Raw genomic sequence first — 14160 nt, forward strand, 5'->3', positions numbered from 1 at the left:
TAGCCTCCTACTGCGCCAGCACTTGTCGCAAGGCGTCTTGAACACTCTCCTTGACCGGTGGCTTCTTGAGCAGAGCAAATGCGCCAAGTTGCATCGCCCGTTCGGTCACACGCTTTTGTATATCTGCAGTTACCACTATTACGTTCGCGGTAGGATGTTCTTGCATGATTTCATGCAGAACATCAAGACCATTCATGTCTGGCATGGTCAAGTCGAGAAATGTCACGTCAGGGGAAATCTGGCGAAAGGTTTCCAGCGCCGAAGCGCCATCTTTTGCTTCGGTAATTTCGTGCCCCTGATCTTTCGGGATGGCACTTTTAAGGCTCATGCGTGCCACAATGGAGTCATCAACGATTAAGATTTTAGCCATTATTTTTCCTTGGATGGGTAGAGATGACGCATCAAACCTCTATCAGGATATCTCTATAATTCACGGCCCTTAGTAAACCGAAAAAGCCAGCATGAACCATGTTCATGCTGACTCAGTGAAACGTTATTGCTTAGCGGTTTCGGTTGTAGCCACCGCGATCACCACGATCACGGTCGCCACCACGGTGGTCTCGATCACTGTGAGGGCGGCGTGGTGGACGTTCTCCGCCACCATGACTTTCCTCTTCAGCCATCCCTTCAGGGCGCTCTAAGAGTTCCTTGCGGGAAAGTTTAAACTTGCCCGTGCGGCTATCTATCTCAATCAATTTAACATCAATAACGTCGCCTTCATTCAGGACGTCAGTCACCTGCGCAATGCGACGGTGATCGATTTGCGAGATATGCAGCAGGCCGTCGGTGTTTGGCAGGAATTCAACGAAGGCGCCAAACTCAGCAATTTTTTTCACCGTACCACGGTAGACTTTCCCAATCTCAGGTTCGGTGAGAATTCCTTCGATAATGGCAACGGCACGACGGAGACTTTCGGCATTGCTCGAAGCCACGCGACACAGGCCGCTATCTTCGATATCGATCTTCGCGCCTGTCTCTTCCACAATGCCACGAATGATTTTCCCGCCGGTACCAATGATGTCACGAATACGATCTGGTTTGACTTGTATCGTAACAATCCGCGGCGCGTGTTCACTCATTTCCGCACGTGGCATAGCGAGTACGTCGTTCATTTTGCCAAGGATAAACATCCGCCCTTCATGCGCTTTGGCAATCGCGGCTTTCATAATATCGATGGTGATCCCTTCGACTTTGATATCCATCTGCAAGGCAGTTACGCCACGCGCTGTCCCAGCAACTTTAAAGTCCATATCACCAAGGTGATCTTCAAGACCAAGGATGTCGGAAAGGATAGAGTAGCGATCCCCTTCAAGAATCAGCCCCATCGCGATCCCAGAAACTGCGCCTGTGACAGGAACACCAGCATCCATCAGTGAAAGTGATGCGCCACAAGCGCTTGCCATGCTGGAAGAGCCATTTGATTCGGTGATTTCAGAAACAATGCGCAGCGTGTACGGGAAGCTGCCATCTTTCGGAAGAATCGGCTCGATGGCACGACGCGCGAGCGCCCCGTGGCCGATTTCGCGACGTCCCGGTGAGCGGAGAATGCCGCATTCGCCAACACTGTACGGCGGGAAGTTATAATGAAAGAGGTAGTTGGATTTTGATTCCCCTTCGAGATTTTCGACGAATTGTTCATCAGAAGACGTCCCTAAGGTTGTCACAACTATGGCCTGAGTTTCGCCACGCGTAAAGAGAACGCTGCCGTGTACACGGGGGAGAAACGATGGCTCGATGGTAATCTGACGAATTTCGTCCAGCGCACGACCATCAACACGGCGGCTGTGATCAAGCACGTTCCAACGCAACACGCGACGTTCAAGTTCACTGAAAGCGGCTTTATAGTGCTTTTTAAGCGGTTCAAAGGCTTCGGCACCAATCTGAGCGGTAAAGTATTCAGACACTTCACTCTTCAGGCGGCTCAGCGCTTCGTAAGTTTCAAGTTTATTGCCAATGCTCAACGCATCGTTAATTTTCTGGCGGAACGCCACATCAACCTGATCCATGATCTCGGTTGGAATCGTTAAGAGCGAGTATTCACGTTTTGGATTTCCCGCAATGCGTCGCAGTTCCTCTTGTGCGTCAAGCAGTTTACCAATGGCGTCATGGCCATAGGCAATAGCCGCGACGATATCATCGTTCGGCACTTCGTTCGCACCCGCTTCTACCATCAGGATAGCGCCGCGTGTCGAAGCAAGGAAAATATCAATATCACTTTCGCGCATCTGAGCAAATGTGGGGTTCAGAACAAATTCTCCATTGATGCGACCAATGCGGCAGGCGCCGAGTGGGCCACCAAACGGGATGTCCGAAATATGGAGCGCACAGGCTGCGCCATACATGGCCAGCGCATCAGCAGGCGTTTCGCCATCGGACGCGAGTACCGTCGCAATCACTTGCGTTTCGTTAACATACCCTTCAGGGAAAAGTGGACGGAGCGGCCGGTCAATCAGACGGGAAATAAGTGTTTCCCCGTCTGATGGCATGCCTTCGCGCTTCTTGTAACCACCAGGGACTTTTCCGGTGCTATACCTTTTCTCTTGGTAGTTTACGGTGAGTGGAAAAAAATCGATCCCGTCACGTGCACTTTTACTGCTTACCGCTGTGACCAGCACAACGTTATCACCTTGTTTGACGAGGACTGCCCCATCGGCTTGACGAGCTACTTTGCCCGTTTCGATCTCGATAATTTTCCCGCCGAATTCTACTGATACTGAATGCATAGCTTCTCCTTCCAATCTCCTCTTTGTGGTTTCCTGCGCTGCTTACTTCCGGATGCCGAGTTTGGTAATCAAACTGCGGTAGCGCTCGATATCTTTCCCTTTCAGGTAGTCGAGCAACCGACGGCGTTTACCGACGAGCATCAGCAGACCACGACGTGAGTGGAAGTCGTGAATGTGCTCTTTAAAGTGTTCAGTAAGGTAGTTGATCCGCTCTGTGAGGATCGCTACCTGTACCTCGGGGGAGCCAGTGTCGCCACCAGCAAGACCGAATTGAGTAATGAGTTCGCCTTTGCGTTCTTTCGTGAGTGCCATTGAAACTACTCCTTGAAATATTAAATAAACCGTGAATATCTAACACGATGAAGCGTATCCGTAAAGTCCTTTTCTTATTGCGACACCATTGCTTCCTCTACCAAATCACAAAAAAGATGGATGAGCGTAATGTGCATTTCCTGAATGCGCGGCGTGTGGGGTGACGGTACCACTAAGGCGTGATCAGCCATGGCGGCTATTTTTCCGCCATCACGCCCTGAAAGTGCAACCGTAATTCCCCCAAGGCGTTTTGCCTCTTCCAGCGCCAGTACCACATTCGGCGAATTGCCTGACGTGCTTATACCAATCACAATATCTCCCGTCTGACACAACCCTTCAACCTGGCGACGAAACACCTGATCATATCCATAGTCATTGCCTATCGCCGTCAGCGCCGCATTATCGGCACAGAGCGCAATAGCGGGCCATGCGCGCCGTTCACGGCGAAAGCGGCCAATAATCTCACCCGCCAAGTGCATAGCGTCTGAGGCTGAACCACCATTACCCATCACCAATATTTTATTCCCTGCTTGCAGGGCAGCGACAGTCGCATGCACTACCTGAAGTAACGGCTCACTCAGTGCAATGCGTGTGGCGTTTGCTACGGCAAGGTGCTCGTTCCATTGATCATCAATATTGCCGGAAAACTGGTAATTTTCACTCATACACACACTCCTCTTTGTTTACTGGCGATAACCGCCTGAATAACCGCTATTGTTTGTTCAACGTTGCTTTCGATGGAAAATTCCTCCGCGATGCATCGTGCTTGCGCGCCATGCTCGCGTGCTCGTGTGTGATCTAAAAATGGCTCCATTTTATTCGCCAACTCTTCAGGAGTAAAGTGCTCAAGCACTCCAGCATTGTGAAGAAGTTCCGATGCACCATTATTGCTCGACGTCAACACAGCCGTACCCCATGAAGCTGCTTCAAGACAAGTATTACTAAAAGGGTCGTAGTACGTTGGCAAAACAAAGAGGTTCGCCGCTGCATAGTACAACGCAGGTTCCTTCACGGGGCCGGTAAACGTCACGCGCTGTTCAATGCCAAGTGTGCGCGCTAACTTCTGGTATGGGCGGAGATCACCTTTGCCAACAATAAAAGCATGGCAAGGAGCCTTTAATAAGGCGAGACCTTGCAGGAACAACCCTACCCCTTTGCGTTCAAAACCACTCCCAACATAGGTAAAAATAGGCCTATCAGAGGGAATTCTTGCCTCTGTCAGCACCTGGGTACGCAGCTCATCCCGCGAAGCAATATCCGGCACAACAACACCATTATAAATAACCTGTATCCGCTGCTCAGGAACGCCATAATGCTGCATCACATTGCGCTTTACCATTTGGCTATTCGCAATAATAACTGGAGTTTGCGCAAAGAGTTGCCTTTCTAACGTCAGGATTTCCCTATTCTTGGGATTCAACCACTCTTTCATCCAATTGCCACGCAAATGCTGACGTTTGATATTGAGCCACTCGCGATGCACACCATCACCCGCACGGTAGATATCCTGACCAACGGTTCGCTCCAGACTGAACACCACATCAAACGCGTTGCGCGCAAGGATAGTTTCCACTGCCATAGCAAAACGCTTCACGCCGCGCCAACGATGCTTTGACACGCGGTGCAACGTCATGTGCGGGACATCCTCCCAGCGCTCGGCAATCACGTGCTGATCGTACCGACTCCCAAGTGTTTCGATGAGACGCGAAAGGTAGCGCTCGGCTCCCCCATATAACGAAAAGTGGCGGCGGATAAAACAGAGCGAAAATGGTTCATTCGGTGTCACAACTGCTCCAAATATGTATCATTATCATTGCTTACAAGTAGCGTTTTGTTTCAAAGGCGGCTAACGCACAACGGGCAACTCATCCCATTTTGTAGTATAACGCGGCGACAGGTTGACCTGTCGCGTATCCCACGTGTGCTCTTTGGGTTTCCCTTGGGCAGCAAACCAGATTGTGCCGCGTCCGCCACGGTTAATACGATCAAGGGCTTGCATCAGTTGTTGGCTCTTTTGGATTTCCCCTTCGTCTTCAAAAAGACTCCGCACTTTACGGTGGCGTGGGAGTATTTCACCCAGCATAACTCCAGCTTTACTATACGCATGCCCTTCGCGCCAAATGCTTTGTAAGAGTGAGCTGGCAGCACTGATAATGTCACGACTATCGTCAGTGGCCATGCCAAGCGCCATACTTGCACTATTCGCATAATAAGGCTGGCTTTCACTAAAAGGGCTGGTTTGAAGAAAAATGGTAACGTGCTGGGTAAGAAGTTTTTGCTCGCGCAGTTTCGCTGTCGCATTTCCGGCATAAGTACAGACGGCTTCTTGCATATCAACGTTTGCCGTAATCCGTTTCCCAAAGGAGCGCGAACAGATGAGTTGCTTTTGTATCGGAGGGCTTTCTTCGAAGGCAAAACACGGGATACCATTCAGTTCATGGATAGTACGCGACAGGGTTACGGAAAAGCGCCGCTTGATTTCTTGCGGGTTCGCCTGCGCTAGTTGCAGCGCGGTTTTAATGCCGTAGAGGTGCAGTTTTTCGGTGGTCTTTTTCCCGACACCCCACACATCTGAAACGGGGGTGATTTCCATCAGCTTTCTTTGACGTATAGAGTCGGTAAGATCGACGACACCATTCGTCGCAGGGTATTTTTTCGCAGCATAGTTGGCGAGTTTCGCAAGGGTTTTTGTAGGGCCGATCCCAATGCCTACCGTGATACCAATCCACTTGGATACAGTTTGGCGTACACGTTGCCCATATTCGGCAAGTGGTTCAACGTTGCCGATACCACTGACATCAAGGAACGCTTCATCGATCGAATATATTTCCATCCTCGGTGCAAGGGTTTCGAGAATCGCCATCATCCGTGCCGACATATCGGCGTAGAGTGGATAGTTGGAGGAAAACGCCACAATCCCATGCCGCTCAATTTCATTTTTGATTTGAAACGCAGGTACCCCCATTTTGATACCTAATGCTTTGGCTTCCTTGGAACGAGCCACCACGCAACCATCGTTATTGGAAAAAACGACAACAGGAGTCTCTTTGAGATCAGGTCGAAAGATTTTTTCGCAACTGGCGTAAAAATTATTACCGTCGATCAAGGCATAGAGGGGCATTGGAGAAATCATAACAGTCGCTTCACCGCATGAATAATAGTGGTGACAACCCCGAAGATATCAACGTCGGCGCCATCTGGCACCTCAATCGGAGCATAGAACGAATTCATGGGAACCAGTCGCACGGTTGGTCTCATTTCGAGTTTTTTCACCGTCAGCTCTCCATGAAACCCGGCAACCACAATATCACCGTGCTGAGCCTCAAGCGAACGATCAACAATCAAAATATCGCCCGGAGCAATACCCGCTTCTCTCATCGAATCCCCTTCCGCACGGACAAAAAAAGTGGCCGTAGGGTTGCGAATACACAGCTCATTAAGATCAAGCATCTTCTCTATATAATCTTGCGCAGGGGATGGAAAACCTGCCCGCACCGCTTCTACATACAGCGGAATTTGCAATGGTTTATCAGGGAGTTGGCATGTGCCAAGTATGGCAATACTCATGGAAAGCTCCTTAAGAGGGCAATGACGTTACGGCTGTAATTCCCGTACAGTCAGCCGGTTTTCATCAATAGCCATCACTTCGACTTTGGTTCCATCAGGAAATGGGACAGTACTTTGTGCATCGTATCGCCAAAGCGTTCCACTGTATTCCACGAATTCCCCCTTCACGATACCAATTCCATGTGTGTTGATGGCTTCTATTTCGGGATGCGGCGTGGTGTCAATAAACCGTTTGCGCAGCAAGAGGAGCAAGACCAGCCCGACGGCTGCCGCAAGGGCACTTTGCAATGCCCAGTGACCAAGCAGTGCTGGAAAAAGGGCGTGAATAAGTGCCGTTGCCGCAAATCCAGCTCCAAACCACATCATGACAAAAGTGCCAGGAAAAAAAATGAGTTCGATAATGATCAACGCGGCGGCAATGCCACCAAGCCAGAGTGGTGCCAGTGGCATCATGGCTGTTTGCCTTTATTGAACAAGTCTGAAAGAAGGCCGATGCCGGATGCCATGCTCGACATTTCGGCAGGGACGACCCATTTACTAACAGCATCATTTTTCGCAAGGGTATTCCAAGCGGCAATACGGTCTTTTTCGAGCAGGAACTGGGCCGCAAGTTGATTATCTTGCATCGCGCTGTTGATCATTTCCATCGCCGCTTTCTGCCCTTCGGCAGTAGCCTTTTGGGCAAAGGCATCAGCTTGCGCAAGACGCTCTTGGGCTTCTGCTTTCTTTTGCGCCTGATAGAGATCCGCATCTGACTCTTTTTGCACCTTCACTTTATCCGCTTCGGCACGAGTTTCGATGGCTCGCTTTTCACGCTCGGCAGTCATTTGCATTTCCATCGCTCTTTTGACCTGATCGGGAACGGAAATTTCGCTCACTTCAACCCGCATGATTTTAGTACCCCAAGAACTTGAGGCGAGATCAAGCTGCATCATCACTTTGGTATTGATGACGTCGCGACCGGAAAGGATCTGGTCAAGATCCATTTCACCGATGACAGCCCGCATATTGGTGATCGCAAGATTTGAAATAGAGCTGTAGAGATCGAGCACTTTATACGTCGCATCAACCGCATTATGGGTAACGATAAAACACACACCATCGATAGTGATAGTAACGTTATCGCGCGTAATTACCGACTGCTTGGGAATATTCACCATCGCCTCTTTGGTAGAAATCTTACTTACTACTTTATCAACAAACGGGATAATAAGACTCAGCCCCGGCGCAAGCGTCCGATGATATTTTCCAAGGCGCTCTACAATCATGTAGTGCGCTTGGGGTACAATGCGAACCGCAAATGACGTCACCAAAAAAAGTGCTGCCGCCAGCGTTACCCAAAACGTAAGTGATTCGTACATCGCAAAACCTCCAGCAAAGAATAAAAACCATTTTTCAGCATAGTAACTGACCCATTCCTGACAGAACACCACAACAGACTAGTACGCTCAACAGCAGGAATCAACACTATTCATATTTCAGAAGAGTTGGTGAAGCACCTCCCCACACCGAATATAAGACACATGAGAGTAAAGACATTAGGACTTGCGAAGCGGTATAAATCACTTATAGTACCCATGCGAAAAAGATCCACCACGCGGCAACAAATCAAGATCCATTTATTTGACGCCTTTGTGCCGCCCAACCGAAACAAACTCAAGGAGTTTCCTAACCATGCCACAACCGGTAGCCCTTATTACAGGAGCCGCCCAAACTATTGGGCGCAGTATTGTAGAGAAGCTGCGTCAACACCACTGGCGAGTGGCCGCACTTGACTGTGATGAGGACGCTATTGCGGACGCACAAAACACATGGGCTGCTGGTGATAATGAGATTCTGTGGCTCACCGCTGACGTGGCGAGTGAAACTGATGTGGCAAATTGCATTCAGCGCATAGTCAGCCAGTGGGAGCGGCTGGACGCCGTCGTGAACAATGCTGCCATAACGAACCCCGTTAGCGAACGGCCAGAAGACCTTCAGTTTGATTTCTGGCAACGGGTAATAGCGGTCAACCTGAGCGGATCATTTTTGGTATGCAAATACGCCATTCCCTTCTTAAAAAAATACAACGGCGCCATTATCAACATCGCCTCTACCCGCGCCTTACAATCAGAACCCAACTGCGAAGCCTACGCCGCAAGTAAAGGAGGCCTACTCAGCCTGACCCATGCCCTTGCCGCATCGCTTGCCGGAAACGTACGCGTCAATGCCATTAGCCCCGGATGGATCGACACTGGGCCATGGAAATCTACCACCAAACGTCAGTCATTGCTGAGCAATCCTGCCGACCACGCATGGCATTGGACTGGACGTATCGGATTACCCGAAGATGTCGCATCGATGGTGCATTATCTCTTTTCGCCAGCAGCAGGATTTATCACAGGGCAGAACTTTATTATTGATGGGGGAGTAACGCGCAAAATGGTTTACCCACCAGAAACATGATTCACGCTGAGTTTGCATAGAGACAGTCACAATTGTGTTTAAAATAACGATATGAGACGGAGAGAGTGCTGGCAGAAATTTTGGACAATAAAACAGGCAGCGCCATAATAAACACTGCCCGTAGATAACCTAAATCGACTTTTTGCACACACCTCATTATTCCCGCAGGGATATTTCTTTGTCCCACTCCCAGTAAAACGTGAGGTAAGGTTCGTTTGGGCGCCTCCACCCGAGTGAGATATGGCCAAGCATGGCATCGGGAAATCTTGAGAGGATCTGGATCACCGATGCGCGGCGAGAAATACTCAAGATCTCAAAGCATTGATCCTGCACGCACGGTAAGATATCCCTAATGGCTACGTTTAAATCATACACTCGCAAATCCACCCCTTGGCTCTGTGGCGGAGTGTTGACGTACAGAATGTCCAGTTTTTTTTCGCCATCCACAGTTGCGACACCAATCCGATCAAGTAGGCTACCGAAGATCGGTTCAGTAACAACCTCAGGAAGCAGTAAGGGAATCGTGGCTATGGTAGCACCGGGAACCATGTGGTAAGAAGTCACGCGCTCAAGTTTCCCACTTCGAGCCCGCCATTTGTAGCCACGACACCACAATGCCGATGGTTGCCAATAAAGTTGTTCTCCAACTTGCGTGGACAAATGAACGGGAAATTCAAGATAGAGCTTGATGACCTCTGGCGTCGCTGACGACACGTTTTCCGGAGAGACTACCGCCGATTCAATTGCCAGATAACAAAAATTTGCACGATCCCAATCGGCAAGAATTGATTCAGATACTATGTTCGGAACACCGCCAATCTCCTGAAAATGGGAAAACAATTCCATAGGGTCGAGATTCTGTTTATCAAACCCAAAAAGCAATCTACTGCCATCAAAGCCATTTGGTGTAATTTGCAGCGAACGTTCCCACCCTACCACTCTTGAACCCAACCAATGAGCGATTTGATAATAAACATCAAGAGTCAGAAGCTTATTGGAGTGGTTACTCATAACTGGTAAATGTCATCCTTTTTTGACTTTCGCGTGTTGCCGTGTTCATAAATCGACGTAAGCGAAAGGCTTTTAACTCAGCTCGGTGCTGTGTAAGTCGAATCATTGTTGTCCATAATTTATTATGGGGCCAGTGTTCTGCCAAAGAACACAGAACGCGCAAAACGCATTTTGGCAACACGGCTCGCATAATCCCATCCTCAAGCGAAACCAGTGGGTACGCTTCGCCCGGATTTCCCTGCCGCCCAGCGCGACCGAAAAGTTGCCAGTCAATGCGAGCCGACTCATGCGGCTCCATCATGATGACGCGTAACCCTCCTGCTGCCATTACTTCCCTCGAAAGCTTAATGTCCGTTCCCCTTCCCGCCATGTTCGTCGCTATCGTGAGTTGCCCTTTCTCGCCTGCACGGGCAACAATATCGGCCTCTTCGGTGAGCTTTTTGGCGTTCAAGAGCTGATATTTTACCCTCTCCCGATCAAGCCGACCGGCAAGTTGTTCGCTATCTTCAATGGTACGTGTTCCTACCAGCACAGGAATCTCCCGCACAAGCAATTCCCGCAAAAGATTCAATAAACCAAGCTCTTTTTCCTGTTTCGTTACAAACAGCTGAAAAGGCTGCACGATCAGTTGCGATGGAAGTCGTGAAGGAATTCGGAGTGTGCGTATCCGATAGTTAAAAAACAGCTCATGAGCAATATTCTGCAGTGTGCCACTCGCACCCGTCAGGCGCACATAATGTTTAAAATAATTCTGAAAACTCATCCGCGCTAACGTTTTATTCGGGTGAGTGAGTGGTACACCAGCGCGAGCCTCTACTGCTTGATGCAGGCCGTAGCTCCACGATCTACCCGGCATAGGACGGCCAGTGCCTTCATCAACAATCACCACCTCGTCGTCAAGCACTACATAATGCTGATCCTGAAGAAAGTAATCACGCGCTAGCACAGCCTGCGTAAATAAATCATGGCGTCTATGTCGGCCTCGCCAAATAGGGGGAAGCTCTTGAGCCATCTTTTCCATTAACTGTTCACCATGTGTCGTCCAACGCACATCTCGGTGCAGCGAACTACACTGATAATCTCGGGGCGACTGTAATCTATCGACCAGCGTGCGTGCGACAAGAATAGCTTCGTGTAGTACTGGATTATGATCTGCTCCAGAAATAATCATCGGAGTAATGGCTTCATCAATCAAAATATTATCGGCTTCATCGACAATTGCGGTATGAATGCCGCGCATCAGTAATCGATGTGCGGTTTGCCCTTGAAGCATACGCACACTCATGGTCAGAGGCGTCACGGAGCCGCCGAAAGTGATTTGATCGGTCAGATAGTCGGCTAAGAGCTGCTTGGCCGTTGAATACACAACATCGGCAAGATACTGCGTTGGCTTCTCTTCCTGAGTATGGGTTTGCAGCACCGTAGCAACGGAAACACTGCAAAATTCGTAGAGCGGTGCCAACTCAGTAGCGTCACGCTCGGCTAAGTAGTCATTGGCAGTAATGACGTGACAAGGTCGGTTGCTCCACCCGAAAAGAATAGCGAGTAAGCCAATCGTAAGAGTTTTCCCCTCCCCTGGTGCTAGCTGTACCAAATATCCATCAAACATGGCGAGAATGGCTGCCATTTGCACTTGATATGGTTCCATGCCCAGCAGTCGCACCGATGCAAGTTGAAGGAGAGCAAGTGTTTTATGCAATAACAACCGTTCTGCAGAGAGTTGACCGGCAAGCGCGTGCAAGCGCATTGCATTCAGCTGATGGATCAATGCTTCTGGAGTCAAATCAGCGAGAGCGCGATAGTGCCGACCAATACCATCTGCTTCTTGCAGATAGTCACTCACTAGTTTTTTTTCTCGCCAGCGATGCCGCACCAGATGCCATTTTACGATGCACCAATACGGCTCTTTCGGGAGTTTTTTTAACGATGGAAGTTGCAACGATGCGAGCATGCTTACTGGATCTGATAGCGTGATTGTAATAGCTGCCGCACTGCCAGAGCTATTTGCTCCAGAAGCGGTCTGGGCGACAATGCAATACGCATGACACCAGGAGCACCATCATAGAAAGCCGTTGGTGATTCTGAAAAACGCGCAATCACCTCAAAAAACGGCTCATCAGTTCGTAATCTCCCTTGAGCATCAGCTTGAGCAAAGAGCGTACCACCTCCTTGAAGTGCGAGTGCCGAAGAAGGGAGCTCGTGCTTCTGATACGGAATAAACTGCAGATCATGACTCTCCAGTGGCGAAGTAAACTGCCCAGGCAGACGGATTTCGGCACGTAGCAAGTTCGATCCGAAAAGATCTCCTGCCTGCTCTTGGGTAACAACACCGACAAACTGCTGCTTGCCCGGAGTAATCATTACCCCTAAACGCTCTCCACGCATAAAATGCGAATTGACCCGCGCCGGCATCACATCACTTACCCAGATCCCATCAGTCGGTGCCACCGTCTTGAGTCGATCAAGTCGTTTGTCAAGTTCATCCAGACGCCCCACCAGAAACGACTCGCGGTCATAGAGCGCTTTTAAATCACCCTGCTTACCATCCGTTGCTTTGCGGATAAGCCAACGAGTTTCCACCAATTGTTGCCCTGTCAGTTCATACTCCAGTTCTAATTCTGGATTGATAAACTCCATCAACACACTGCCTTGCTGCACGGTATCGCCAGAACGAACGACCAGCGCTGTCAAGGTTCCACCGGCTTCCGCATACAACGGCATCCGCTGCTCAGACAAAAGCACCCCCGGCGCAACAAGGGCATACGGCAGAGGAAATGTTGCCAATACCAGCAGAATGAGCAGCGGGGTAACGGCAGAAACAACGATGGCACGACGGCGATTCTGCCGTAATTCGCTGCTTTTACGAAGATATTGCACGAGTTTCAACGTGGGGCCAATGAGCCACATGTAGCACATTGCGAGTAACATTAAAACACCGAGAAACAGTGAAAGGTCGGCCATATAAAGCAAAATCGCCACCATAACGAACAGGCGGTAACCAAAACTTGCGGCACCATACCCATAATACCAGTAACGTTCGTTACGGTTTTCCGCCGGCTCCTGCGCATCTTTGGTGCCAAGAAGTACTACGTTCGCAATATAATGCCACTGACGCCCCGCTTTCTGATAGAGATTCGGCAAATCAATCAGATCGGAGAGGACATAATAGGCATCAAATTTCAGCAACGGATTTCCATTAAAAACAAAACTCGAAATAGAACCAATAATCATGATGTTAAAAGCAAGACCATTGACAAACCCGGGTGCTGTCAACCCCCAAACAATCGCCGCCAACGCCGCAAAAAACAACTCAACATACAGACCAGAGACTCCGACAAATGCGCGGTGCCACTTACTGCGCATTGACCATGACGAGCTCACATCAATGTAAGGAAGCGGAGCCAGCGCGATAAACATCACCCCAAGCGTATAGACATCACCACCAGAACGGCGACATGCTATTGCATGCCCCATTTCATGAAGAAATTTCAAGAGAAACATGGCGACATAAAGCCACAAAAGGTTATCGACGGCTAAAATCCCTTGTGCCTGACTCGTAAACGATCCGAAATGGTCAATCACCGACTTCGCACCAAACAAAACCACAAGCAACCAACCAACAAAAGACCATCGCGAAAAAAAACGTTGCAGCCATCCGATATTGTTCTTCAGAAATTCATTCGGATTCCAAAGTGGAATTCTAAAATAGAGAAATGCCAGCAGGTGAGAAAGCTTTTCCTTGCGCCGCTGCTCCGCGTAGCGCTCGAAAATTGATTCGCTCTTGCCCTGTGAGCGGAAGAACAGAAGGCTCATCTGATGCAGTTGGGATAATAACATAATGACGGCATCTTGACTCGGTGCATCTTCGGGATACTCTTCCGTAAATGCTATCCAAAGCTCTTCAACCGTTCTTTCCGGAGTAAGGCGCGCAAGGAACAGATACGCCGGTTCCTGAACGCGGTAGTACTTCTCAGAACAACTATCTTGCAGCACATACCAGACCTGATCGCGATAGATCTGTTTATGAATGCGGATCGTCGGCAGTAAACCAAGCCGCAGTGTCGCAACCTGATACCAAGATTCGCTGAATGTCGCAGACAAT

Annotated in this window: 13 protein-coding genes; 1 reads left to right on the forward strand and 12 read right to left on the reverse strand. The window is 49.5% G+C overall.

The window, feature by feature from the left end:
- Window positions 1-7: 7 nt before the first annotated feature.
- The 9 genes from P304_RS0102145 to P304_RS0102185 form a co-directional block, all read right to left on the reverse strand.
- Window positions 8-370: a response regulator gene (locus P304_RS0102145; protein WP_034763786.1), complete on the reverse strand. Its 363-nt coding sequence runs from the start codon at window positions 368-370 to the stop codon at window positions 8-10.
- A 130-nt stretch (window positions 371-500) separates the two neighbouring features.
- Window positions 501-2723, reverse strand: a complete 2223-nt coding sequence (pnp, locus tag P304_RS0102150) for a polyribonucleotide nucleotidyltransferase (RefSeq protein ID WP_027389198.1) — start codon at window positions 2721-2723, stop codon at window positions 501-503.
- A 42-nt stretch (window positions 2724-2765) separates the two neighbouring features.
- On the reverse strand, window positions 2766-3035 hold the full coding sequence (rpsO, locus tag P304_RS0102155) for a 30S ribosomal protein S15 (protein WP_027389199.1): 270 nt from the start codon (window positions 3033-3035) through the stop codon (window positions 2766-2768).
- A gap of 74 nt (window positions 3036-3109) precedes the next feature.
- Window positions 3110-3700 carry a D-sedoheptulose 7-phosphate isomerase gene (locus tag P304_RS0102160; RefSeq protein WP_051321325.1) on the reverse strand — a complete coding sequence of 197 codons (591 nt, stop codon included), beginning with the start codon at window positions 3698-3700 and terminating at the stop codon, window positions 3110-3112.
- A complete protein-coding gene (locus tag P304_RS0102165; RefSeq protein WP_027389201.1) occupies window positions 3697-4821 on the reverse strand; it encodes a glycosyltransferase family 4 protein in 1125 nt (374 codons plus the stop codon). The genes P304_RS0102160 and P304_RS0102165 overlap by 4 nt, the downstream gene beginning before the upstream one ends.
- 60 nt (window positions 4822-4881) lie before the next feature.
- Window positions 4882-6168 carry a translesion error-prone DNA polymerase V subunit UmuC gene (gene umuC, locus P304_RS0102170; protein WP_027389202.1) on the reverse strand — a complete coding sequence of 429 codons (1287 nt, stop codon included), beginning with the start codon at window positions 6166-6168 and terminating at the stop codon, window positions 4882-4884.
- The gene (gene umuD, locus P304_RS0102175; protein WP_027389203.1) at window positions 6165-6602 is read right to left on the reverse strand and encodes a translesion error-prone DNA polymerase V autoproteolytic subunit; all 438 of its coding nucleotides are present in this window, start codon (window positions 6600-6602) and stop codon (window positions 6165-6167) included. Before umuD ends, umuC begins: the two co-directional genes overlap by 4 nt.
- A gap of 27 nt (window positions 6603-6629) precedes the next feature.
- Window positions 6630-7055: an NfeD family protein gene (locus P304_RS0102180; protein WP_027389204.1), complete on the reverse strand. Its 426-nt coding sequence runs from the start codon at window positions 7053-7055 to the stop codon at window positions 6630-6632.
- Window positions 7052-7963: an SPFH domain-containing protein gene (locus tag P304_RS0102185; protein WP_027389205.1), complete on the reverse strand. Its 912-nt coding sequence runs from the start codon at window positions 7961-7963 to the stop codon at window positions 7052-7054. The genes P304_RS0102180 and P304_RS0102185 overlap by 4 nt, the downstream gene beginning before the upstream one ends.
- 313 nt (window positions 7964-8276) lie before the next feature.
- Here P304_RS0102185 and P304_RS0102190 point away from each other — a divergent pair, with 313 nt between their 5' ends.
- Window positions 8277-9047, forward strand: a complete 771-nt coding sequence (locus P304_RS0102190; protein WP_027389206.1) for an SDR family oxidoreductase — start codon at window positions 8277-8279, stop codon at window positions 9045-9047.
- 156 nt (window positions 9048-9203) lie between these two features.
- On the opposite strand, the gene P304_RS0102195 is transcribed toward P304_RS0102190, so the two are convergent.
- Genes P304_RS0102195 through P304_RS0102205 form a run of 3 tightly spaced genes read right to left on the reverse strand, consistent with a single transcriptional unit; the run spans window position 9204 to window position 14159 of the window.
- A complete protein-coding gene (locus P304_RS0102195) occupies window positions 9204-10058 on the reverse strand; it encodes a hypothetical protein (RefSeq protein WP_027389207.1) in 855 nt (284 codons plus the stop codon).
- Complete coding sequence (locus P304_RS13585) at window positions 10051-12009, reverse strand: preprotein translocase subunit SecA (RefSeq protein WP_051321326.1); 1959 nt, start codon at window positions 12007-12009, stop codon at window positions 10051-10053. Before P304_RS13585 ends, P304_RS0102195 begins: the two co-directional genes overlap by 8 nt.
- Before the next feature lie 2 nt (window positions 12010-12011).
- Window positions 12012-14159, reverse strand: a complete 2148-nt coding sequence (locus tag P304_RS0102205; RefSeq protein WP_027389208.1) for a hypothetical protein — start codon at window positions 14157-14159, stop codon at window positions 12012-12014.
- Between the last annotated feature and the right edge of the window lies 1 nt (window position 14160).

The organism is Chrysiogenes arsenatis DSM 11915 (assembly GCF_000469585.1).
GTDB classification, from domain to species: domain Bacteria; phylum Chrysiogenota; class Chrysiogenetes; order Chrysiogenales; family Chrysiogenaceae; genus Chrysiogenes; species Chrysiogenes arsenatis.

Coding starts and splice junctions, on each gene's coding strand:
- P304_RS0102180 (WP_027389204.1), bottom strand. CDS start 7,055: ATGATGCCACTGGCACCACTCTGGCTTGGTGGCATTGCCGCCGCGTTG.
- P304_RS13585 (WP_051321326.1), bottom strand. CDS start 12,009: ATGCTCGCATCGTTGCAACTTCCATCGTTAAAAAAACTCCCGAAAGAG.
- rpsO (WP_027389199.1), bottom strand. CDS start 3,035: ATGGCACTCACGAAAGAACGCAAAGGCGAACTCATTACTCAATTCGGT.
- P304_RS0102145 (WP_034763786.1), bottom strand. CDS start 370: ATGGCTAAAATCTTAATCGTTGATGACTCCATTGTGGCACGCATGAGC.
- P304_RS0102160 (WP_051321325.1), bottom strand. CDS start 3,700: ATGAGTGAAAATTACCAGTTTTCCGGCAATATTGATGATCAATGGAAC.
- P304_RS0102195 (WP_027389207.1), bottom strand. CDS start 10,058: ATGAGTAACCACTCCAATAAGCTTCTGACTCTTGATGTTTATTATCAA.
- umuD (WP_027389203.1), bottom strand. CDS start 6,602: ATGAGTATTGCCATACTTGGCACATGCCAACTCCCTGATAAACCATTG.
- P304_RS0102190 (WP_027389206.1), top strand. CDS start 8,277: ATGCCACAACCGGTAGCCCTTATTACAGGAGCCGCCCAAACTATTGGG.
- P304_RS0102185 (WP_027389205.1), bottom strand. CDS start 7,963: ATGTACGAATCACTTACGTTTTGGGTAACGCTGGCGGCAGCACTTTTT.
- pnp (WP_027389198.1), bottom strand. CDS start 2,723: ATGCATTCAGTATCAGTAGAATTCGGCGGGAAAATTATCGAGATCGAA.
- umuC (WP_027389202.1), bottom strand. CDS start 6,168: ATGATTTCTCCAATGCCCCTCTATGCCTTGATCGACGGTAATAATTTT.